Below are 20,971 nucleotides of genomic sequence, written 5' to 3' on the forward strand. Positions count from 1 at the left end.
TTGCATAACGAACAAAAGATCGGTTAACCTTTGCGCGTTGCAAATTCCTTCTCTCTGCGGAGCCATAACCGAAAATGAACAACCACACCTGTTGATATCTGGTCCCACGCCGTGCGCTCTCGCGCCCTGTGGGGATGTTTTGATCTCATTCAGGAGTGCTTATGGCTCATTTTGCGCAGTCCCCTTATTTCGTTTTACATCAACTGACCTGCCAATTTGCTGACGGCGAAACGCTGTTCGGCCCGCTGGATCTCGCTTTCGATCGGCAGCGCTGCGGCCTGGTGGGGCGCAACGGCGTCGGCAAAACCCAGCTGCTGCGCCTGATAGCCGGGCGGGATCGGCCGGGCAACGGGCACGTCGAATCCCATGCCGCATTGGCTTACGTTGCGCAGCAGCCGGAGATCGCGGCCGACACCACGCTGGCGCAGCTGCTGGGCTACGGCGAGGTGTTCGCCGCGCTGGCGCGCATCGAGCAGGGGCTGCCGCTGGCGGACGACATCGATCGTCTGGAAGGGCGCTGGGATCTCAACGATCGCCTGCAAAGCGCCTTCGCCGCCGCCGGGCTGCCGGCCTTCGATCCGTTGCGATCCGCATGCGATTTGAGCGGCGGCGAACGGATGCGCGCGGCGCTGTGCGGCGCTTTTCTGGGGGAGGCGGATTATCTGCTGCTGGACGAACCGACCAACCACCTCGACAGCGCCGGGCGCGCCTGGCTGTATCAGCAGCTGGAGCGGTGGCAGGGCGGGCTGCTGATCGCCAGCCATGATCGGCAACTGCTGGGGCGTATGGAGCGCATCGTCGAACTGACGCCCGGCGCGCTGCGCAGCTACGGCGGCAACTACGACGACTACCGCCGCCAGCGCGATATGGAGCAGCAGGCGGCGCGCGCCGATCTGGAGCATGCGCGCGAGGAGCGCCGCCGTACTCACGCGCGTCAGCAGAAAGAGCACGACATGAGCCAGCGGCGCTCGGCGCAAACGCTGCGCGTCGTCGATACGCTGAATATCGCCTCTTTCGAACGGGTGGCCTACAAATCGGCGGCGAAGGAGAGCCTCGGCACGCTGCGCAAACAGCATCAGGACCAGCGCGACAGCCTCGATGCGGCGGTGCGCGAGGCCTATCAGCGGGTGGAAGAGGAACAGCCGGTGTTGCTGGCGCTGCCGGGCAGTGATGTGAGCGCGAACAAGCAGGTGCTGGTGCTCGAACAGTTGCAACTGCCGTTCGTCAGCGCGCCGCCGCTGGATCTGCGGATCGACGGCCCGATGCGCGTGGCGTTGACCGGCCCTAACGGCTGCGGCAAGTCCACCTTGCTGAAGACCGTTCTCGGCCAGCTGGCGCCGCTTGCCGGCCATTGTCATTGCCCGCTGTCGACGGCCTATCTCGATCAAACCTTGTCGCAGCTCGACCCGAGCCTGTCGGTGATGGAGCATCTCGGGCTGCAGGATTCGCCGCTGGTGGAAGGCGCGTTGCGCACCCGGCTGGCGCAGTTGCAGCTTGGCGCCGATCGCATCGCGCTGCCGCTGGGCGCGCTGAGCGGTGGCGAACGGCTGAAGGCGGCGCTGGCCTGCGCGCTATGGCGGCGGCAACCGGCGCAGCTGCTGTTGCTGGACGAACCGACCAACCACCTGGATCTGGCGTCGTCGCTGGCGATCGAAACCGCCCTGGCAGATTTCCCCGGCGCGATGCTGGTGGTGTCGCACGACGAAGACTTCCTGCAGGCGCTGCGGCCGACGCACCGTCTGCACCGGCAGGCGGACGGTTGGCGGCTTCAGGCCTGGTAACGCGCGAAGGCGGCCCTAAGGAGCCGCCTTTTTCATTTCGGGCGCGTTGATGCACGCCAGCAGCTGGGTGAAGGCGGCGGCCATCTGCTCTTCCGGCACGCAGGCAAACCCCATCAGCAGGCCGCGCCGGCGGTTGGGCTGCATGTAGTAGCGCGACAGCGGCCGCACCAGCACCCCGCGCGCGCCGGCGGCGGCGGCGATCGCCACGTCGTCGGCCTCGTCCGGCAGGTTGAGGATCAGGTGCAATCCGGCGTTGCTGTTGAACTCGCTGAGCGCCTGTTTGCCAAGGTGCTGTTCGATCAAGCCGGTCAGGAAGGCGCGCCGCCGGGCGTACAGCAACCGCATGCGGCGGATATGCGCGGTGTAATGCCCTGCCTGAATAAACTCTGCCAGCGCGCTCTGGATCAGCAGGTGCCCGCCGCGGTACAGCTCGGCGTGGGCGGTTTTCAGCGCCTGCACCAGCGGCGGCGGCAACACCACATAGCCGAGGCGCAGCGCCGGATAGAGCGTTTTGCTGAAGGTGCCGATATAAATCACCGGCGCGTCGGCCTCCAGCCCTTGCAGCGCCGGGATCGGTTGGCCGGAAAAGCGGAATTCACTGTCGTAATCGTCCTCGACGATCCAGCCGCCGGCGTTGCGCGCCAGCGCCAGCAGCCGTTGGCGCCGCGCCAGGCTCATCACCGAGCCGAGCGGATACTGGTGCGACGGAGTGACGAAAATCAGGCGGGGCGGGGTGGTCGGCTGCTCCGGCGGCACCAGCCCGGCTTCGTCCACCGCCAGCGGGCAGATGTTCAGCGCATTGATGCGCAGGATATTGCGGATCCCCCAATAGCCCGGCTCTTCGATCCAGGCGTCATCCCCCGGATTACACAACATGCGCGTCACCAGATCGATCGCCTGATGAATGCCCTCGGTGATCAGGATCTGTTCCGGCGAACAACGCACCGAGCGCGCCACCCGTAAATACTCCACCAATGCATGCTGCAGCTCCGGGCTGCCGCCCTGATTGCTGTAGGTCAGCCGCTGCGGCGCCGGGCGGCGGCTGAGGCGCGCCTGGATCTTGCTGAACAGCTGATGGGGAAAGGCGTTGACGTCGGGCACGCCGGGAATGAACGCCCCCCACTGTTTGGGGCTGGCGCTGGCGTGGTGCAGCAGCGTGGCGCCGCGCTCGGACAGTTCGACGCGCCGCGGTTGCCCGCTGCCGTCGGCCGGCGCGCCGCCGGTGGAGAGGCAGCTGTCCGGCACCGTGTCGGCGACGAAGGTGCCGCTGCCGGCGCGCGCCGATACGTAGCCTTCCGCCAACAGTTGTTCATAAACGGTTAATACGGTGTTGCGGGACAGGCTGAGCTCCTGCGCCAGATCGCGCGAGGCGGGCAAGCGGCTGGAGGGCGGCAGGCTGCCGTCGAGAATGCTGGTGCGGATCGCGTTGTAAAGCCGCTTGTGCAGCTTGTCATCGGGCTGCTCGCCGAGGCGCTGCAGCAACAGATCACCACTCAATGAGCGCAATTGGATCCCTCAATTATTCGTAACTGGCACTCGATTATAGGGCCACATCCTGTGTAAATAAACGGCATTGTTTCACGAATGTGAACGAAACGTGTAACTGGCACCGACCGGAGAGAACAGCATGAAAAACGCAGAATTGAACCAACGCCGTCAGGACGCCACCCCGCGCGGAGTGGGCGTGATGTGTGGTTTTTACGCCGAGCGCGCAGAGAACGCTACGCTGTGGGATGTGGAAGGCAGAGAAGTGATCGACTTCGCCTCGGGGATCGCCGTGCTGAACACCGGCCACCGCCACCCGAAGGTGATCGCCGCGATTGAAAAGCAGCTGCAGGCTTTCACCCACACCGCCTATCAGATCGTTCCTTACGAAAGCTATGTCTCGCTGGCGGAGCGCATCAACCAGCGCGCGCCGATCGCCGGCCCGTGTAAAACCGCCTTCTTCACCACCGGCGCGGAGGCGGTGGAAAACGCGGTGAAGATCGCCCGTGCTTACACCGGCCGCCCGGGCTTGATCACCTTCGGCGGCGGCTTCCACGGCCGTACCTACATGACCATGGCGCTGACCGGCAAAGTGGCGCCTTACAAACTGGGCTTCGGGCCGTTCCCCGGTTCGGTGTTCCACGGCCAGTACCCGAATGCGCTGTACGGCGTGACCACCGAAGACGCGATGAACAGCCTGGATCGCCTGTTTAAAGCGGATATCGATCCCAAGCAGGTGGCGGCGATCGTGCTGGAGCCGGTGCAGGGCGAAGGCGGTTTCAACGTGGCGCCGGCCGACTTTATGCAGGCGTTGCGCGCGCTGTGCGACCAGCACGGCATTCTTCTCATTGCCGACGAAGTACAGACCGGCTTCGCCCGTACCGGCAAGCTGTTCGCCATGGAGCACTACAGCGTTAAACCGGATCTGATCACCATGGCGAAAAGCCTGGCGGGCGGCATGCCGCTGTCGGCGGTGGCGGGCCGCGCCGAGGTGATGGACGCGCCGGCGCCGGGCGGGCTGGGCGGCACCTACGCCGGTAACCCGCTGGCGGTGGCCGCGGCGCACGCGGTGCTGGACGTGATCGACGAAGAGCAGCTGTGCCAGCGCGCCCAGCGCTTGGGGCAGCACCTGGTGGAAGTGCTGCAGCAGGCGCGCAAAACCAGCCCGGCGATCGCGGATGTGCGGGCGCAAGGTTCGATGGTGGCGGTGGAGTTCAACGATCCGGCCACCGGTAAACCATCTGCCGATATCACCCGTCAGGTTCAGCAGAAGGCGATGGAAGAAGGGCTGCTGCTGCTGAGCTGCGGCGTGAACGGCAACGTGATCCGCTTCCTGTATCCGCTGACCATCCCGGACGATCAGTTCACCAAGGCGATGGGCATCCTGTCCCGCGCGCTGGCTCACTAAGGAGCGAACGGCATGAAATTGAACAATCCCGAGCTGTTGCGCAGCCAGTGTCTGATCAACGGTGAATGGTGCGATGCCCTGAGCGGCAAGCGCGAAGCGGTGATCAACCCGGCCACCGGCGCCGAGCTGGCCAGCATTCCGCTGGTCAGCGAAGAGGAAACCCAGCAGGCGATCGCGGCGGCGCAGCGGGCGCAAAATGACTGGAAACAACTGACCGCCAAGCAGCGTTCCGCGCTGCTGTTGGCCTGGGCCGACAAGGTGCTGGCCGCACAGGAAGATCTGGCGCAGCTGATGACCGCTGAGCAGGGTAAATCGCTGGCGGAAGCGCGCGGCGAAGTGGCCTACGCCGCGTCGTTCATCACCTGGTTCGCCGAAGAGGCCAAGCGGGTGGACGGCGCGGTATTGCAGGCGCCGCAGGCTTCGCAGCGCCTGGTGGTGGTGAAGCAGCCGATCGGCGTGTGCGCGGCCATCACACCGTGGAATTTCCCGGCGGCGATGATCACCCGCAAGGTGGCGCCGGCGCTGGCGGCGGGCTGCACCATCATCGTCAAACCTGCCGAGCAAACGCCGCTGACCGCGCTGGCGCTGGCCAAGCTGGCGCAGGACGCCGGTATTCCCGCCGGCGTGTTGCAGGTGGTGACCGGGGAAGCGGCGCAGGTGGGCAAGGTGCTGTGCGACAGCCCGGTGGTGCGCAAGCTGAGCTTTACCGGTTCGACCGAGGTCGGTCGCATTCTGATGGCGCAGTGCGCGCCGAGCATCAAGAAGCTGTCGCTGGAGCTGGGCGGCAACGCGCCGGTCATCGTGTTCGACGACGCCAATCTGGACGCGGCGGTGGCGGGCATCATGGCCTCCAAGTTCCGCAACAGCGGCCAGACCTGCGTCTGTGCCAACCGCATCTACGTGCAGGACGGCATCTACGAGCGGCTGGCGGAGAAACTGGTGGCGGCGGTCGAGCAGTTGAAAGTCGGCGACGGCAGCCAGGAAGGCACCACCCAGGGGCCGCTGATCGACAGCGATGCGGTAGCGAAGGTGCAGAGCCATATCGACGACGCGCTGATCAAAGGGGCGCAGATCGCCACCGGCGGCCAGCCGCACGCGCTGGGCGGTACCTTCTTCCAGCCGACGGTGGTGACCGGCGTGACGCAGAAAATGCGCTTCGCCAAAGAAGAGACCTTCGGGCCGGTGGCGCCGCTGTTCCGCTTCCATGACGAGGCGGAAGCCATCGCCATGGCCAACGACACCGAATTCGGCCTGGCCGCCTACCTGTTCACGCAGAACGCCGCGCGCCAGTGGCGCGTGCCGGAAGCGCTGGAGTACGGCATGGTCGGCATCAACACCGGGCTGATTTCCAACGAAGTGGCGCCGTTCGGCGGCGTGAAACAGTCAGGGCTCGGGCGTGAAGGATCGCGCTACGGGATAGAAGAATATCTGGAGCTGAAATACCTGTGTATCGATGTGAGCCGTTGAGCGTCAGGACGTTAACCCATCCCGGCGGCCAGCGTCGCCGGGCGATAAAGGATGATGCATGTCTGATAATACCTCTGTTTCTCCGGCGCTTGCCGCCGGGGTGCGAGCACCTGCACCCGCCAAATCGTTAAGTTTCCTTGAAGGGGTGGCGATGATCGTCGGCACCAATATCGGCGCCGGGGTGCTCTCCATCGCCTACGCCTCCAGCAAGGCCGGTTTCCTGCCGCTGCTGTTCTGGCTGGTGCTGGTGGGGAGCCTGACCACCATCACCATGCTGTACGTCGCCGAATCCACGCTGCGCACCCGCGCGCATCTGCAGCTGAGCGGGCTGGCGAAGCGCTACGTCGGCGGCCTGGGCGCCTGGCTGATGTTCGCTTCGGTGTGCGTCAACAGCGTCGGGGCGCTTACCGCCTACATGACCGGCAGCGGCAAGCTGCTGCAATCGCTGTTCGGCATCTCGCCGGCGCTGGGCAGCCTGCTGTTCTTCGTGCCCGCCGCCGGCGTGCTGTATCTCGGTTTGAAAGCGATCGGCCGCGGCGAGAAGTTCATCAGCATCGGCATGGTGGTGATGCTGACCGCGCTGGTGGCGGCGACGCTGCTGAAAGACACCACCCAGATGCGCAACCTGCTGGACGGCGACTGGCGCTATATGGTGCCGGTGTTCAACGTGGTGGTGTTCTGCTTCTCGGCGCAGTACATCGTGCCGGAAATGGCGCGCGGCTTTGCCGACAAGCCGGAGCAGCTGCCGAAGGCGATCATCGTCGGCATGGCGGTGACCTTCATTTTGCTGGCGGCGGTGCCGATGTCGGTGATCGCGCTCAGCGGGCTGGATGGCATCTCCGACGTGGCCACCATCTCCTGGGGCCAGGCGCTGGGGCAGTGGGCGTTCTTTTCCGCCAACATCTTCGCGCTGTGCGCGATGCTGACTTCCTACTGGGGATTGGGCGGCAGTTTCCTGACCAATATTTTCGACAAGTTCCGGCTGGGCAACGACGAGCTGCCGCTGCGCCGCTTCGGCGTGCTGCTGCTGGTGGTGGTGCCGCCGTTCGCGCTGGCCTACAGCGGGCTGGTGTCGTTCGTCAACGCGCTCTACTTCGCCGGGGTGTTCAGCGGGGTGATCCTGTCGATCATGCCGATGCTGATCCTGCGCGGCGCACGCAAACATGGCGACCAGACGCCGCGCTGGCAGTGCAACTGGATCACGCACCCGCTGCTGCAGATCAGCATTGTGCTGCTGTACCTGGCCAGCGCGGTGTACGCCATCGCTTCATTGTTAGGCTATCTGCCCTCTGGATGGTGATTTGCCTTCCCTCAAGCAGTGATGTTGTTTCTCGGCATTGAGAACGGCGGCGTCGTGGCCGCCGATTTTTTTCTTAGGCGCGCCGCTTTGCTGACAGCGCCAGCCAGGCCTGCACTGACGGGCGCTGCCACTGCTTGTGCGCATAGTGGCGCAGGCGCTCCGGCACCGGATCGCCGTGCATCACCAGCCGGTTGAGCATCAGCGCCAGATCGGTGTCGGCGATGCACCACTCCCTGAACAGATTATCCTGCCCATGGCTCAGCAGCTTTTCGACGGCGTCGATCAGCTTGCGTGCGGCCCCCTGTGCGGCTTCGGACAGCGGCGGGAACTTGCCGTTGTTGAACACCACTTCGGTCGAGCGCTCGGCGCGGATCGGCAGCAGATCGCTGCGCAGCCAGGCTTGAATCTCGCGCGCCTTGGCGCGCAGCTTCACGTCGCGCGGGTACACGGCGTGGGCCGGATGGATGTCCTCCAGGTATTCGGCGATCGCCGAAGACTCTGAGAGCTGAAACTCGCCGATGGCCAGCGTCGGCACCCGGCGGGTGAGCGACAGCGCCGCGTAGGCCGCCTCTTTATTCTCTTCTTTCGCCAGATCCACCGTCTTCACGGTGAACGGAATGCCTTTTTCCGTCAGCACGACAAAGGCGGACATGGCGTACGGGCTGAAAAATTCACTGTCGGTGTAAAGCTCGGTGATCGGTTGAGACATCGGCGGTTCCTCGGGGTTAAGGGGAGAACATTCATCATTGTCGAGGGATGGCTAAAAATCAATCTGTTAGGTCAAAAGTTGTTTGATGCCGCGGCCTGCGGCGCCGTGAGTTCCTTCCGGATGATGTGATATATTTGTTGCCAACACGTGAATTGAGCCGTATTGGGTAACATGAAGACGCAGTGGATAGAGCGAGTGAAAGTGGGATGCGCGCGCCTGTGGCCGCACCCGCTGGCGGTGGGCAAGCGAGAGATGCTGATTTCCAGCGTCGGCGCCGGTTTGGGGCTGATGCTCGCCGGCTGGATCAGCCACTTTATTTTGGGCGAGGTGAACCTGTGGTTTATCGCGCCGATGGGCGCCTCGGCGGTGTTGCTGTTCGGCGTGCCCAACAGCCCGCTGGCGCAGCCCTGGTCGATCGTCGGCGGCAATGCGCTGGCGGCGACGGTGGGCGTCAGCGCCGGCCTGCTGATCCCCGATCCGGGGCTGGCCTGCGGCATAGCGGCGGCGGTGGCCATCGGCCTGATGTTCAAGCTGCGCTGCCTGCATCCGCCGGGTGGCGCGGTGGCGCTCACCGCTATCCTCGGCGGCCCCGGCATCCATCAGATGGGCTACCACTTCGTGCTGTACCCGGTGCTGCTGAACTCGGTGCTGCTGGCGGCGCTGGCCATTCTGTTCAATAACCTGGCCGGGCGACGCTACCCGCACGCGCTGGCGCCGGCGGAGGCCAAGCCGGCCAATCTGCCGATCGATGCCGTGTCCATCACCCGCGGCGATCTGCACGAGGCGCTGATGGAGGGGGATCTGTTCGATATCGACGAGGACGATTTGCAGGAGATCCTGCTGCGCGCCGAGCAGCTGGCGCATCAGCGGCAAAGCAAAACTGCCTGATCAGCCCAGCGTTTTGCGGTAAAACACCACCCGCTCCGTTTCGGCAAAGCCCAGCGCCGCATGCAGGCGCTGGGAGTCCAGATTGGCGATATCGGTATCCGACGCCAGCTCGCTGCACCCCTGCTGCTTCGCCCACTCCTGCACCTGCGCGATCAGGCGTGCGGCCCAGCCCTGGCGGCGAGCGCGTTCGGCGGTATAAATTCCTTCCAAAAAAGCCACCGGCGACGATTCGCAGCCGTTGACGTAATCGTAGCGCAGCGCGACCTCGGCAAAGGCAACGAAAGTGCCGTCCAGCCCCCGCGCCATAAACGCGGTGTGGTGCGGCGAAGCCAATATCTCGCGCATTTCCGCGCGGTGCTCTTCAGGCGAGCCGGACGGCCACAGCGCGGTGCGCAACGCCAGCCAGGCGTCGAGGTTGTCGTGGTCGCAGATGACGATCATGCGGGGCCCTTAGCGGTGATTTTTGTTACCCGCGAGCGTAGCAGGTCTCGGCGCGCAAGCTCAATCTCTCCATCGCTATCTCGCCATTTCTCTCACTTATGATAATGATCGTCGTGTTCATGAGGCCGCCGGAGACCGGTGTGGTTATCGAGTAACGAGTGGAGCGCACATTAACGTTCCAAAGTGCATGCTCTCCGGCTCGATAAGGCTAAGGAAGCTTTCGCAATGTGATTGGCCATGCCAACTGGTACAGATGGCCTGCGACTGTGCATAGCTTTCTGCAATGGCCACATCGACGAAAACGTCTCCGTCCAGTTTGAGTAAATACTGATGTAGCCAACCTGGTTGCGCAGACAGATGATGTTGCACCATTTGGCAATAGGCCGCGTACATCTTCTCTTCGGTAACGCCTTTTCTTAGTCTGAAGCGGCCCAGTTCGACGCCATGGCCGGCACTGGCGGGGGAATATGCTGTTATGTGATTAGGGGATGTCATGGTAATTTTTCCAGTAATGGGTGAGTGACTATCATAGGCCGCGACCCTGCCAATTTTTGTCAGGGGTGTCGGAGGCATTCAGTGAGAACCGTCAGGTTATTTTCAATACTCGAGCAACTGCGCGGCAGACAACGCCCGGTTTCGGCGGAGTTTCTGGCCCAGACGCTGGATGTTTCGGTGCGAACCATCTATCGAGATATGAGCACGTTGCAGGCGATGGGTGCTCCGATCCGCGGCGAGTCTGGATTGGGGTACCAACTGGAAAAGGGGTATTTCTTGCCGCCGCTGCATTTTGACGCTAACGAGCTGGAGGCCATAATACTGGGCACTCGTCTGATTGCGGCTCGTGGTGATGCGCAGCTGGGTGAAGCGGCACGTCGCGTTTCAGCCAAAATAGGTGCCATGTTGGATGACGATGCGAAGAAACGTTACGAGGATATGCCATTGCGCGCCGTCTCGCGCAGGACTCTGGAGTATGAACTGGCCGACAGGTATCTGGAGCCATTGCGCATGGCTATTCGAGGCAGAAAGCGGTTGGCCGTCCGTTATCGCGACCTTAAAGGTAATGAAAGCCGAAGAAATATCAGGCCATTAGGATTGACGATGTTTGACGCCGTGTGGCTGCTGACCATATGGTGCGAGACCAAAGCCGATTTCCGCAATCTGCGCGTTGATGGCATTCTATCGTTGACGGACACCGGCGAACGTTTTCGACAGGAAAGAGGTAAACGTTTTGAAGATTATATTAAATCTTTACCGGCAGCATAGGCGCTATGGAGACGAATTTGGCGATAATGGCACGACGAGTCATTGTGTGGGCGGCACATTGATTATCTGATTTTTGGTGTTTATATCCAACTCAGCTAAAGTGCGAAATAAAGTGCTAGGGAAATTGATTGTCATAGTTTCCCCCCGGTAACTCTGCGGAAATATGTGTTTATATCTTTTGATACTTGTTTGTAATCGAAGTCAGTATCCTTATTTTTCTCAGGATGAAAAATGTTAAGATAAAATCTACGAAGTTCTCTTGCTTTCATCACATCCTTAGTGTGAATTCTTTTAATTCCAAGTTCTGAATCAAAAAATGGTTGGTTGATTTCAAAATAAAATACAACTTCATGTTTTCTGCTTTTGAATAAGTGTGTTCGGCTCTTACTGTCAAGAATAAGGTCTTCATCCTTATCCGATGGGGTATCATTTAAATCTATTTGAATTTTCATAAAATTTCCTCTATGAGCTAAAATAGCCTCATTGTTCCGTTATTTTCAAAACAACTTTTCCAATAATTTGAATATCGTCAAGAACGCAGTCAAACGCCATACCAACGCCACTTACCCGAATTTTTTTAATCGGAATGCGGGTTAAGGTGCGAACACTGATCTTACCTTCAATACCTACCAGCCATTCTCCATCGAAAACCTCTGCAAACGTCTGGTCAAGAATGTACTGGGCCTTCTCGTCCTGTACACAGATAGGATCCGTTGGTCGTGGAACTCCTACACGGAATAACACTTTGTCAAACATGACGTAGCCGGAGTCATAAAGCTGGCCGTCTACCAGCTTTTTCCGTGGGACTTTCATTATGTCCAGCTCGTCGCTTTCAAATTTTTTCCACTGCCAGTGACTAGCTATTCCAGGCTCACCCCTGTTTCGGCCATACATTTAACCATGATGTCTGCAGGAAGCCCGCCGCGCTTATAACGCGAAGATAGAGAACTTGCAGCTATATCAAGATGTTCTGCGAGCTGCATCTTTTGTGTGAAGCCGTAAGCCTCAATGACTCTATCCAGAACCGGCGCGCTGTCAGTACTAGGGTCAATTCGAAATCGTGCCATTTGTGATTTTAGGGATTAGAAAAAATCTCAGTGATATTGATGCATTAGAAAATTTCTAAGCAACCTAGCTCCCGTTTTTTGCAATTTGCGAATTTCGATGAACTTTGCCGAGTTCAACTGAAAACAGGAGATTGCCTTATGCGTCCTAACATCCCCATCCCCATCCCCATCCCCATCCCCACGCCTTACCTGCCTATTGATGAGTACTGCCGTATCACCGGGACTCCTATGGGCAGTGCTCGTGACATGGTCCGCGATGGTCGTTTGCCTATTCACGGCAAAGGCGACAAGCCCCGCGCACGTGTTGAAATCAACGTTGGGTGAAGTAACAGGCATTAATCCACAGACACTGCGTAATAAGCTGAACCCAGAGCAACTGCACCAGCTCACTTGTGCGGAGCTATTGGCGCTTACTGATGCTACTGAAGATGCTGGCTTGCTCGATGCCTTGCTGGCACAAATCAACTGCATGCCGTCCGTGCCTGTCAATGAGACTTGCGCCGGGAATATCTGGGTTAAAAATTGTATTGACTCAGACTTAATCTGATATTGTCATAGCACAGAGCTTAACCTAATAGGGCTGCTCTGTGCCAGAAGTGGAAATGGGTCTTTCCGTCAGTCCGCCCTGTGCCAAGTGCGGAAGTTGTGGAATTTTGCTTCACATTTGCTGCACTGTTGCACGGTTCTCTGCAGCTGAGCAACATTACTAGCTATCACTACCCGGCCTGTGACACCTCACGTAACACGCTGGAATGGCCCCTAACAGCGGTAACGAAGCTACCATTACTTATGGTATTAATTTTATTATGTTAATGGCTTTGCAGTGTAAGATGAAGGCTAGTTTTCTCAGTCCAGTCTAAGACCATCATTCACATGCTAGGCTGGTCTCGAGAGTCTTGTTGTAACATCACATCAGGAACACTGACACAGGTTGGCTGTTGGTTGTGATTAACTCATTTTCTGACAGTCATACGCGCAAGATATTACTTAATTCTCTGTCGAATATGCCGTTAATAAATAGATGGATTGAAAGGAACAAAAACTATGAAGCAACTTTGGGAAAAAATGGAAGCCATTCTGCAAGACACCGACCCTGATTTATTAGCTGATCTTGGCCCCCCGGCCACTGATGAGGATATCGCTACGTTAGAGCAGGCTCTGGGTTTGAGTTTGCCTGCTGATTTTGTTGCCTGCATGAAAATTCACAATGGCCAGCACGGTATTAGCCACGGACTGTTTGATGAATGCGAGTTCTTATCCACTTCGCGCATTATACAGGAATGGCGCATCTGGAAAGGGTTACTCGATGGTGGTGATTTTGAGGGTGCTGAGTCGTGTCCGCAAAGCGGTATTCGTCCGGAATGGTGGAGTCCCGCTTGGATCCCGTTTACTTACAACGGGGCGGGAGATCATCTTTGCATTGATCTCGCGCCGACTGACGTTGGGATTCCCGGACAGATTATCACGCTCTGGCATGATGATGGCGTGCGTGAAAAACAAGCTGACAGCTTCATTCAGTGGTTCACACAGTATGTAGAGCAAATGTAGGCCTTTTATAGTTGGTTAGATAAACCTGGAGGGTAAATGGATTTAACATATGAAGAATTAAAACAGCAGCGCCTGCAAAAATTCTTTAACGATTGCCAGCAGCAAGTGTTGTCACAAATTATCGGACCTTTCGGTCTTTCAACGGCCATGTTTGAAGATCGCAACGGCGGAAATGTTACAACGCTGCATAATTTCGAGCGCGAAGAGTCGGATTTCATTGCAGATAAAGACATGTCCAGTCATGCAAAATCACGCCAAGATTACCAGCGCAAAGAGTATGAAAGTAAAGATTTTACAAAAAAAAGCAAGAAACTACGGGCTGGTAGCGTTGATGGTTATACGGGTAAAACGACCAATGCTGCGGATATGGATCTCGACCATGTCACTTCATTAAATACATTGTCCAAAAATAAGAAAGTGCATCTTGCTCTGGAAACCGGGGAAGGTGTTGAAAAAGTTGTTAAAATGGCTAATGCCGACGAAAATTTGGTGACCACACATAAGTCGATTAACCGTTCAAAAGGTGCAGCTGAACTGGATACTTTTGCAGAAAAAAATGGCGAAAGGTTTGAGCTGGATCCTGAGTTAGTCGCAGCAGCGAAGAAACAATCGGATGACCATATTTCGGCAACGCTTAACTCGGCGCTGATTAAAAAACAGGGCAAAGAGTTGTTGCAGACAGGCGGCCAACAGGCGTTGCAGATGGGGCTGAGACAAGCACTTGGTTTACTGCTCACTGAACTGGTGAATGGCTTATTTAATGAATTCAAAGTTCTCATTCAACACGGCGTTGAGATGAGTAAAACGTTGTTTGAGGAGATCCACCAGCGCTTAATGCGGGTAATTGCTTCCGTGGTCAAAAAAATCCCCGATGCGCTGGGGCAAATGTTCCAGGGTGGTGTGAGTGGATTTATGAGTAATTTACTCACTTTCTTGCTTAATAATTTTCTCTCAACCGCAAAGCGTTTCGTGACCATGATTCGGGAAGGGCTGTTGGGGCTTTTCCGGGCGTTCAAAATGATTTTCTTCCCACCGGAACATATGACAGCGCAGCAGGCGTTACAGGAAGGGCTGAAAATTCTCACCACTGTCATCTTGACTTCAGTCGGTATGTTGTTGAACGAAAGCATAGTGACGTTTATGGCGACTGTACCGTTTCTGAAACCGTTTGCAGATATGCTAACGCCAGTGCTTATTGGTATTGCCACCGGGTTACTGTCTGCCTTTCTCGCATATCAGATAGACATGTTTTTTGATCGTTCCCGTTTTACGCCGAGCGAAAAAATGATGGATGAGATGCTCGCAGATAGAAAACGTCGGGAAGCGTTTGCTAATGAACTGGTGACCCTTTCAGAGAGTTCGCTGGGTAATATTGCAAATTACACGAACGCAATAACTAAGTATCAAGCTATTGGGGCAAACCTGGCTACTGCAACGATTTCGACTACAGCAACTCTGGCATGCCTTGAGAGGACAACTAGGGAAACGGCTACGCAGGTGGCACGGAGTAGCGCTGTAATTGCCTTTATTAATGAAAGCCAAGCTGAAATTGATGATTTTTTGAAAAATATTTGAGAACAATAAAATGAGTTTGCTAAACAAGCAGGAACTTCAGGTCATTCAAGCCTTTTCGTCCGCAGATTTGCCGGAACGTATCTTTCGCGACAGCAACATTAAAGAATTAATCAGCGGTATGACGGAGGAGCAACAAAAGGTTCAGAAGAGCGCAAAAGATCTTGATCGCCTGCGTAGGGAACAGAGGGATGGAAACTTTATAACTAACTGGTGGAACGATCGCGACGATGTGTTACAGGATGCACAGATTGATCTTAATAAAGCCATTGGTCGCCTGACGCAAAAATCTTCTCAGTTATTGATTGTCAATACGGCACTATCCAAATTACTGAACCAGCAACAACAGATTTTATTGGAACAGCAAAACATTCTGGAAGGTCAGACACATTCCCTTGCTGAACAAAATGAACAGATCCTGAAACAACAGGTGCTACTGGAAGAGCAGCAAAAAGAGATTACTAAGGCTAACCAGGGATTGATGGATGCAAAAGGAGTAACGCAAGATCAGGCTAAGCAACTGGTTGGCTGCGTAAAACGGGTGACAGAGGCGGAAAACAAAATCGGCGAGGCAAACGCGTCCTTGCTAGCCGAACTTGAACAACGTGTCGCGAAATTTTCCTCGGATCTTGCACAGCAATTGCAAAGTGGCCTAGAGGAGCAGGTAAGGCGGCACAACATTCTCGAACAGATAATGGAGGACAACCACATTGTACAACAGGGGCGTATTGAGACGTTGCAACAGTCGCTGTCGCAGGAACAGCAGTTGTCTCATAATCAACTGCTCGCCAAACTTGAGCAAGACCGTCAGGTTTTGCTTGATTCGGTAAAATCAACCGTAAGCCAGTGTGATGCGCTCCAACAAGAGTTATCCATCGTCGTGAAGCAGCACGACGATAGGCAAATAAGCAATAATAATGCTGTTACAGCGTTACAGGTGGAATTTATCAAATCACGATTTCGTCACCGTTTTGCACTGACAGTGGTGGCCTGTGTTGTTGGGCTTTCTGTCGGTTGGCAAATTGCGCAGCATTTTTTGATGATCTGATTCTGTTAAACCGCATCGCTTATGCAAATACAGTCATTGTTCCGGTCGCGGTAAAAATGTCACAACTTTTTATGGATGTTTAGTAACCATACTCGCCTTTTACTGCCATAAAATTATGTTATAAACTTACGCTTCTCGCTCACAGCGGACCTTCAGCTCAGCCAGCAATGTCCGCTGCGTGCCAGGAGCGGATGCGACCCATCGGCATGTTTTAGTCGTCGCAAGCAAATCATAACGGTTAATTGTTGAGTAGATTTTTCATGTCAATTTATATTATTGTAGATAAGTCTGATAAAAATTTCAGTCACATCCTCTTGGATAATAAGGAAGTTATATGAAAGCTCGTTTAATACCACCGTACGAAAACTACACTGGCAATGTTTTATGGCGAAAAGAGGATTTTATTAATAAAGTCGACGATATCTCAACATCTCTAAAAAATTTAAGAGATATGGGATATTGGGCCAGTGCCTATCCTGAAGGAGATGGCATTACATTTAAATACACCAAGGATAGTTATCAAAAAAGCAGTATCGAAATTCTAGAAGACTTCTCAATATGCTTTGAGTGGGTAGAAATAGAGTTAGCTAAATCAAGAAGCTCTAACCTAGAATTAGCTGAATTAGAGGGGGAAAACAAAAATATGGAGTGCATAGTTATTGTGCCGATTGAGAAGATTTTCATTCAGGAAACCATCGAGGTCGGAAAGTATATTTTTTATTGCGGAAGACAATTTGATGAAGAGTCACATAAGCGATTATCAGAGCAAGATGGTTCGTATATACAGTTTAACTGTGACCTACCATATATTGATTTATTAAAACTTAATTCAAGCATTGATCATAACAGCCATGTTATAAACATGTGTTTGTCTATAGCTGAATATGCGCTTGATTTAGTCAGATTTTCTCACAGCTCATTTACACGTATGGAATATACCCCTAATCCTGCAGGTCAACGCTCTGACGGATTTTATGATGTAGAAATCATTCCTCGTGAGATGACTCATCTTAAACCAATTAAGATAAGTGGAATATCAAGACCCCTTGCCGTGAGTAATAATTGGCTAGGCCCTCAGGTTGACAGCTTGTATTACCCTGGGTTGCAATATTTATCTTCTATCTACGATGGAATCGTTGAAAATGAACTTTCAAAATTAGTTAGCTCCGTAGTTAGGGCATGTAGGCAATCTTTTTATTCAATTGGCGCGGAATCACAATTTCTAAACCTAGTCTTTGCACTTGATGGTCTTGCTAATATTGACCCAAATTGGAAAGGATGGAAGCAAAGGACCTACATTGCAGCACTTACATGTAATAAATCACTAATCAAATTTAAGAAAAACCTAGAAGTTTATGACAAGTTATATACTGACGTAAGAAACAAGCTTGTTCATGATGGTAAAGATTTTTACGAACTTAACGTCAACGCGAACGAATCCTCTGAACAAATCTTTAAGTATATTAAGATAATTATAATACTCATCGAAAGTAACGGCTTTTCCACTTTGCAAGAATTAAGAGATTATGCAGTTTACCTACTTCAGCAGGAGGGTTATAGAACTGCTTCTGTTGAGATAATTGACAAAGTATCTCTTTTAAGAGGAAAAAAACCTAATTATCCTTCATGGTGATTAAATCAACGTGCTAATTAATTTTTAATATAACTTCTGCTCCTCGCTCTCAGCGGACCTTCAGCTCAGTTATATCGTCCGCTCTGTGCCAAAAGCAGACGTCTAAATATCCTATTGTCAGTTATAAAAAGCGATGAGTGTTCTACATATTAAATTTACAGAGACAGAAAGTCTGTGTTTAAATACGGTTCTTTCCACCCAATAAGTGTTAACAACTTAAGGATTCCATAAAAATGCCAATATTAGACTTCAAAGAAATACCAGAGGCTCATAAAGCAACAGGGCTGCAAGATACATTTGAACTTTTTTCTCGCGACTTCTTGGCTTTTCTGGGATATAAAATTATATCTGACCCAGATAGAGGTGCTGACGGTGGGGTTGATATTATAGCGGAAGAAAAAAGGACTGGTGTCGGCGGGGAAACAATTATCCGTTGGTTGGTAAGCTGTAAGCATAAAGCTCATAGTGGAAATTCAGTTAATCCAGTAGATGATGCAAATATTTTTGATCGAGTAATCGCGAATAACTGCCAAGGATTTATCGGGTTCTATTCAACTCTTGCTAGTACAGGTCTGTCTGGAATACTTGACGGGTTGAAGGGACGAATTGAATTTCAGGTTTTCGATAAAGAAAAAATAGAGAGGGAACTTTTACATTCTTCCAGAGGATTGGAGATTGCCGAAAGGTACTTCCCAAAGTCGTTATCTGAGTGGAAAACAGAAAACCCAAAACCCGCAAGAATATTTGCCGATGAACCTAGCTTAAAATGCAAAGTTTGTAAGAAAGAGCTTCTGTCTCAAGACGACAAGGGAGTTATCACTCTATGGCAAAGAATCCGCACCGACTACAAAAATGAACCAGAGTATAATGAACATACTTTTTGGACGTGTCGAGGTAACTGTGACCGAGCACTCCGGCAGTATATTGAAAAACATACAAATAATAGCCTTATTGATAGCTGGGAAGATATCGCTGATGTAATGATGCCAACTGTATTTATAAAATGGGTCATGACAATAATGAATGAGTTAAGATCTGGGACTCTATATTCAGATGAGGCATTTGACGAACTCAAGACATTTTTGATCAATATTTACCCATTTGCATGTCGTCATCTCACCGAAAAAGAAAAAGAAAGGGTTAAATCATTAATGATGATACCGTCGTATCTTGGCGGCATGAACTATGAAGGTTAAGAAAGGGTGGTTGCGTTAGCCATCTTCGAGAGTATTCAGTAAGGATTTGATGAGGGAATACATAAATAGACCATTTATACCTGAACAGAAGTCATACTGAGCTAGACGTTTCTGTTCAGTTTTTTGGTGTATTCATTATCATATATCACTCGAAAAATCTCTCCGAAAACTAGAGTATTTCCTTCATTGAAGTTACTGTTGTCACCGCTGCGCATCTGAAACAGTTTACACGCTGCTTCGCTCTATTTCGGTGCAAAAAAGCAAGGAGTTAATGCCCGCTCCTCGCTCGCAGCGGACCTATAGTAGTTTTAAATGACACCTTATAAAGTGGCCAACCTTTATCGACACTACAATGATGCGTTAGAGATTTCTGGATCGATTGAAGTCTAAGGTTGTCAGGGCTGCAACAGCAGCCCTGTGTCAGAAGCGGAAGTAGCTAACAACAGCCTGTGTTGATTCACGGAGAACAGGTCACTAGGTTAATCTAATTATGTCCCTTTAGAACCTTTTTTCTCAAGTGTATATATTTTCTACTGCCTCAACCATAGGGTTTATTTTTTGGCTTTTGACATCATGAGAAGGAAATATGAAGGGTGGCTCTTTATTTCTGAAGAATGGCTTGTGATATTAAAAACATCTTTTAGAATCGTAAAAGCTCCTGTAGCCAACGACACTGGATTTGGTGCACCAATAAAACCTATCAATGATGGCACACTGTTAAGAAAAAGTTCTTTATTACTTTTCCGCTTATAGGCTTGTATTTTTTGCTCAATATCTGTCAATCCTTCATCCCACACGCGCTCGACAAAATGTTGATTTATCAGTTGTCTCTTATATGGATCACTTTCTGCTTCTATGTCATACGCAGCTTCACGTAGTACAGAGCGGAAGGCATTAAAACTCGGCTCGTAGTCAGTTCTAATTTTGTAGAGCTCGCTTGGAGTCAGTCCCTCTAAGAATGGAACGTCAATAGAGAGTTTAACCCTCTGAACTTCATTCTTTTGATCAAGTTTACGAAGAATCTCTCCATGAAATGGGCAATATGCACCAAGGGATGCTCTACATGAATGCGCTTGGTTAAGGTCAGTAATAAGGTTTTTATAATGAAAGAGAACTGTACGGTTTTTTGCTCCCTGCACCCACCGTTCATAACTTTTTTTTCCGCTATGATTTCCCATGACAAGCTCCATAGACATGGTGCCGTCATCATTATCAATGGCATTTTTTATATGTTGATACATATATCCATTTGTATACGAACTTTCGCAGCCTTTAATTTCCAACATGATTTCATTCGCTAAAGCATTCTTGTTTAAGAACCGAATTTTATTTGTATTGCCCAAGCGTTCTATATTCTTTACGGATAGTCTATTTTCATAAAGACGGGCAACATTAGGGGGAAGATATCGAAATATAAAATTAGCATCAGAGTTGTCGCTAAAAATCCCATCGGCTCTCTCCGAATCATTACTATAAGATTCGCTTCGTACAAAAACGATAAACTCTCCACGGATAAGGTCAAAGTTATCTTTAGCAAACCTGATAAATCTAGCAATTTCCTTCCTGAGATGTTCAACCTTATCTTTTCTATCGCTTACAATAAATTTTTCAAGTGCATTTTCTGCTAGATTCACCCTGTATCGTAGGCTCAATGAATACAGAACGTCATCAAGAATGACTCTGTCCATTGAAAATAATCCACTCTTATATCTTTCAATATTACGATTCCCCGCCATGTAAACATTTAGCCGAGACTCTTGTACAGAATTTGTTTGTTCGATAATCAGTGAATCTATTCTTTTATTATATTCAGCTAACTCAATTAGCAATTCATTCAATCCGATATTTTCATATTCCTGATCTAAAAGTCGATCAACCCAAAAAAGGCTTTCTGTGAGAGCATAGAGGTTGTTGTACATACTAGTTCCTTTTTACTAGACTTCAGTACTGTGTTCCCAAAGTTAGTCAGTGGTTTCACTGAGAGTGCACTATCATTTTACATTTAAATGTACTTCCAAGCATCATGCTGTTAGTGCCAGATTATAACACCTATCAACCGTATGTTTGGAAAACAAACTGCGTTTAATCCTTGTGAGTTGTGATGTCTGCTTCTCGCTCAGAGCGGACTGTCAGATTTCATTGTGCGCTGCTAGGGAATGTTGCCA

General features: G+C 52.6%; 16 protein-coding genes and 2 pseudogenes. 12 read left to right on the forward strand and 6 right to left on the reverse strand.

The window, feature by feature from the left end; genetic code table 11:
• The first annotated feature begins 161 nt into the window (after window positions 1-161).
• Window positions 162-1,781: an ABC-F family ATP-binding cassette domain-containing protein gene (locus ACJ8IM_RS14480; RefSeq protein ID WP_033654789.1), complete on the forward strand. Its 1,620-nt coding sequence runs from the start codon at window positions 162-164 to the stop codon at window positions 1,779-1,781.
• 15 nt (window positions 1,782-1,796) lie between these two features.
• Here the strand turns inward: ACJ8IM_RS14480 and pdxR are convergent, their stop codons facing one another.
• Window positions 1,797-3,287 carry a MocR-like pyridoxine biosynthesis transcription factor PdxR gene (gene pdxR / locus ACJ8IM_RS14485; RefSeq protein WP_033654788.1) on the reverse strand — a complete coding sequence of 497 codons (1,491 nt, stop codon included), beginning with the start codon at window positions 3,285-3,287 and terminating at the stop codon, window positions 1,797-1,799.
• A 121-nt stretch (window positions 3,288-3,408) separates the two neighbouring features.
• Between pdxR and ACJ8IM_RS14490 the strand changes: the two genes are divergently transcribed.
• From ACJ8IM_RS14490 to ACJ8IM_RS14500, 3 genes are read left to right on the forward strand one after another with little or no spacing between them, the layout of a single operon-like run.
• Complete coding sequence (locus ACJ8IM_RS14490; RefSeq protein WP_033654787.1) at window positions 3,409-4,674, forward strand: 4-aminobutyrate--2-oxoglutarate transaminase; 1,266 nt, start codon at window positions 3,409-3,411, stop codon at window positions 4,672-4,674.
• 12 nt (window positions 4,675-4,686) lie between these two features.
• Window positions 4,687-6,141 carry an NAD-dependent succinate-semialdehyde dehydrogenase gene (locus ACJ8IM_RS14495; protein WP_033649022.1) on the forward strand — a complete coding sequence of 485 codons (1,455 nt, stop codon included), beginning with the start codon at window positions 4,687-4,689 and terminating at the stop codon, window positions 6,139-6,141.
• A 58-nt stretch (window positions 6,142-6,199) separates the two neighbouring features.
• Window positions 6,200-7,441 carry an aromatic amino acid transport family protein gene (locus ACJ8IM_RS14500; protein ID WP_033649023.1) on the forward strand — a complete coding sequence of 414 codons (1,242 nt, stop codon included), beginning with the start codon at window positions 6,200-6,202 and terminating at the stop codon, window positions 7,439-7,441.
• A 73-nt stretch (window positions 7,442-7,514) separates the two neighbouring features.
• On the opposite strand, the gene yfcF is transcribed toward ACJ8IM_RS14500, so the two are convergent.
• Entirely contained in the window at window positions 7,515-8,150 is a 636-nt protein-coding gene (gene yfcF, locus ACJ8IM_RS14505; RefSeq protein ID WP_033636084.1) for a glutathione transferase, read from the reverse strand.
• Between the two features lie 171 nt (window positions 8,151-8,321).
• Between yfcF and ACJ8IM_RS14510 the strand changes: the two genes are divergently transcribed.
• Entirely contained in the window at window positions 8,322-9,038 is a 717-nt protein-coding gene (locus tag ACJ8IM_RS14510; protein ID WP_033654786.1) for an HPP family protein, read from the forward strand.
• On the opposite strand, the gene aac(6') is transcribed toward ACJ8IM_RS14510, so the two are convergent.
• On the reverse strand, window positions 9,039-9,479 hold the full coding sequence (aac(6'), locus tag ACJ8IM_RS14515; RefSeq protein WP_033654785.1) for an aminoglycoside 6'-N-acetyltransferase: 441 nt from the start codon (window positions 9,477-9,479) through the stop codon (window positions 9,039-9,041).
• A gap of 576 nt (window positions 9,480-10,055) precedes the next feature.
• Here aac(6') and ACJ8IM_RS14520 point away from each other — a divergent pair.
• Window positions 10,056-10,742: a helix-turn-helix transcriptional regulator gene (locus ACJ8IM_RS14520; RefSeq protein ID WP_033654784.1), complete on the forward strand. Its 687-nt coding sequence runs from the start codon at window positions 10,056-10,058 to the stop codon at window positions 10,740-10,742.
• A 131-nt stretch (window positions 10,743-10,873) separates the two neighbouring features.
• Here ACJ8IM_RS14520 and ACJ8IM_RS14525 read toward each other — a convergent pair whose 3' ends face one another.
• Window positions 10,874-11,194: a hypothetical protein gene (locus ACJ8IM_RS14525; RefSeq protein ID WP_033654783.1), complete on the reverse strand. Its 321-nt coding sequence runs from the start codon at window positions 11,192-11,194 to the stop codon at window positions 10,874-10,876.
• 28 nt (window positions 11,195-11,222) lie between these two features.
• A pseudogene (locus ACJ8IM_RS14530) lies at window positions 11,223-11,809 on the reverse strand (helix-turn-helix domain-containing protein).
• Window positions 11,810-12,065: 256 nt separating this feature from the next.
• Between ACJ8IM_RS14530 and ACJ8IM_RS14535 the strand changes: the two are divergent.
• From ACJ8IM_RS14535 to ACJ8IM_RS14560, 6 genes and pseudogenes are all read left to right on the forward strand, one after another.
• Window positions 12,066-12,320 (forward strand): annotated as a pseudogene (locus ACJ8IM_RS14535) (phage regulatory CII family protein); the annotation flags it as partial.
• Between the two features lie 533 nt (window positions 12,321-12,853).
• Window positions 12,854-13,357 carry an SMI1/KNR4 family protein gene (locus tag ACJ8IM_RS14540; protein ID WP_033654808.1) on the forward strand — a complete coding sequence of 168 codons (504 nt, stop codon included), beginning with the start codon at window positions 12,854-12,856 and terminating at the stop codon, window positions 13,355-13,357.
• Between the two features lie 36 nt (window positions 13,358-13,393).
• Window positions 13,394-14,932: a hypothetical protein gene (locus tag ACJ8IM_RS14545; protein ID WP_033654809.1), complete on the forward strand. Its 1,539-nt coding sequence runs from the start codon at window positions 13,394-13,396 to the stop codon at window positions 14,930-14,932.
• A 10-nt stretch (window positions 14,933-14,942) separates the two neighbouring features.
• Entirely contained in the window at window positions 14,943-15,977 is a 1,035-nt protein-coding gene (locus ACJ8IM_RS14550; protein WP_051917643.1) for a hypothetical protein, read from the forward strand.
• A 334-nt stretch (window positions 15,978-16,311) separates the two neighbouring features.
• Window positions 16,312-17,610: a hypothetical protein gene (locus ACJ8IM_RS14555; protein ID WP_072008433.1), complete on the forward strand. Its 1,299-nt coding sequence runs from the start codon at window positions 16,312-16,314 to the stop codon at window positions 17,608-17,610.
• Window positions 17,611-17,843: 233 nt separating this feature from the next.
• Window positions 17,844-18,806, forward strand: coding sequence for a restriction endonuclease (locus tag ACJ8IM_RS14560; protein WP_072008434.1), 963 nt, complete (start codon window positions 17,844-17,846; stop codon window positions 18,804-18,806).
• Between the two features lie 551 nt (window positions 18,807-19,357).
• Here the strand turns inward: ACJ8IM_RS14560 and ACJ8IM_RS14565 are convergent.
• Window positions 19,358-20,725 (reverse strand): hypothetical protein, encoded by a 1,368-nt coding sequence (locus ACJ8IM_RS14565; protein WP_101455675.1) that lies wholly within the window; start codon window positions 20,723-20,725, stop codon window positions 19,358-19,360.
• Between the last annotated feature and the right edge of the window lie 246 nt (window positions 20,726-20,971).

The sequence above is a fragment of the Serratia sp. CY33525 genome (genome assembly GCF_052169115.1).
In the GTDB taxonomy this organism is placed as follows: domain Bacteria; phylum Pseudomonadota; class Gammaproteobacteria; order Enterobacterales; family Enterobacteriaceae; genus Serratia; species Serratia sarumanii.

Bases quoted from the DNA above. Each gene is read 5' to 3' on its own strand.
- ACJ8IM_RS14480 (WP_033654789.1), top strand. From the start codon at position 162: ATGGCTCATTTTGCGCAGTCCCCTTATTTCGTTTTACATCAACTGACC.
- ACJ8IM_RS14490 (WP_033654787.1), top strand. From the start codon at position 3,409: ATGAAAAACGCAGAATTGAACCAACGCCGTCAGGACGCCACCCCGCGC.
- ACJ8IM_RS14495 (WP_033649022.1), top strand. From the start codon at position 4,687: ATGAAATTGAACAATCCCGAGCTGTTGCGCAGCCAGTGTCTGATCAAC.
- ACJ8IM_RS14500 (WP_033649023.1), top strand. From the start codon at position 6,200: ATGTCTGATAATACCTCTGTTTCTCCGGCGCTTGCCGCCGGGGTGCGA.
- yfcF (WP_033636084.1), bottom strand. From the start codon at position 8,150: ATGTCTCAACCGATCACCGAGCTTTACACCGACAGTGAATTTTTCAGC.
- ACJ8IM_RS14510 (WP_033654786.1), top strand. From the start codon at position 8,322: ATGAAGACGCAGTGGATAGAGCGAGTGAAAGTGGGATGCGCGCGCCTG.
- ACJ8IM_RS14525 (WP_033654783.1), bottom strand. From the start codon at position 11,194: ATGAAAATTCAAATAGATTTAAATGATACCCCATCGGATAAGGATGAA.
- ACJ8IM_RS14540 (WP_033654808.1), top strand. From the start codon at position 12,854: ATGAAGCAACTTTGGGAAAAAATGGAAGCCATTCTGCAAGACACCGAC.
- ACJ8IM_RS14545 (WP_033654809.1), top strand. From the start codon at position 13,394: ATGGATTTAACATATGAAGAATTAAAACAGCAGCGCCTGCAAAAATTC.
- ACJ8IM_RS14550 (WP_051917643.1), top strand. From the start codon at position 14,943: ATGAGTTTGCTAAACAAGCAGGAACTTCAGGTCATTCAAGCCTTTTCG.
- ACJ8IM_RS14555 (WP_072008433.1), top strand. From the start codon at position 16,312: ATGAAAGCTCGTTTAATACCACCGTACGAAAACTACACTGGCAATGTT.
- ACJ8IM_RS14560 (WP_072008434.1), top strand. From the start codon at position 17,844: ATGCCAATATTAGACTTCAAAGAAATACCAGAGGCTCATAAAGCAACA.
- ACJ8IM_RS14565 (WP_101455675.1), bottom strand. From the start codon at position 20,725: ATGTACAACAACCTCTATGCTCTCACAGAAAGCCTTTTTTGGGTTGAT.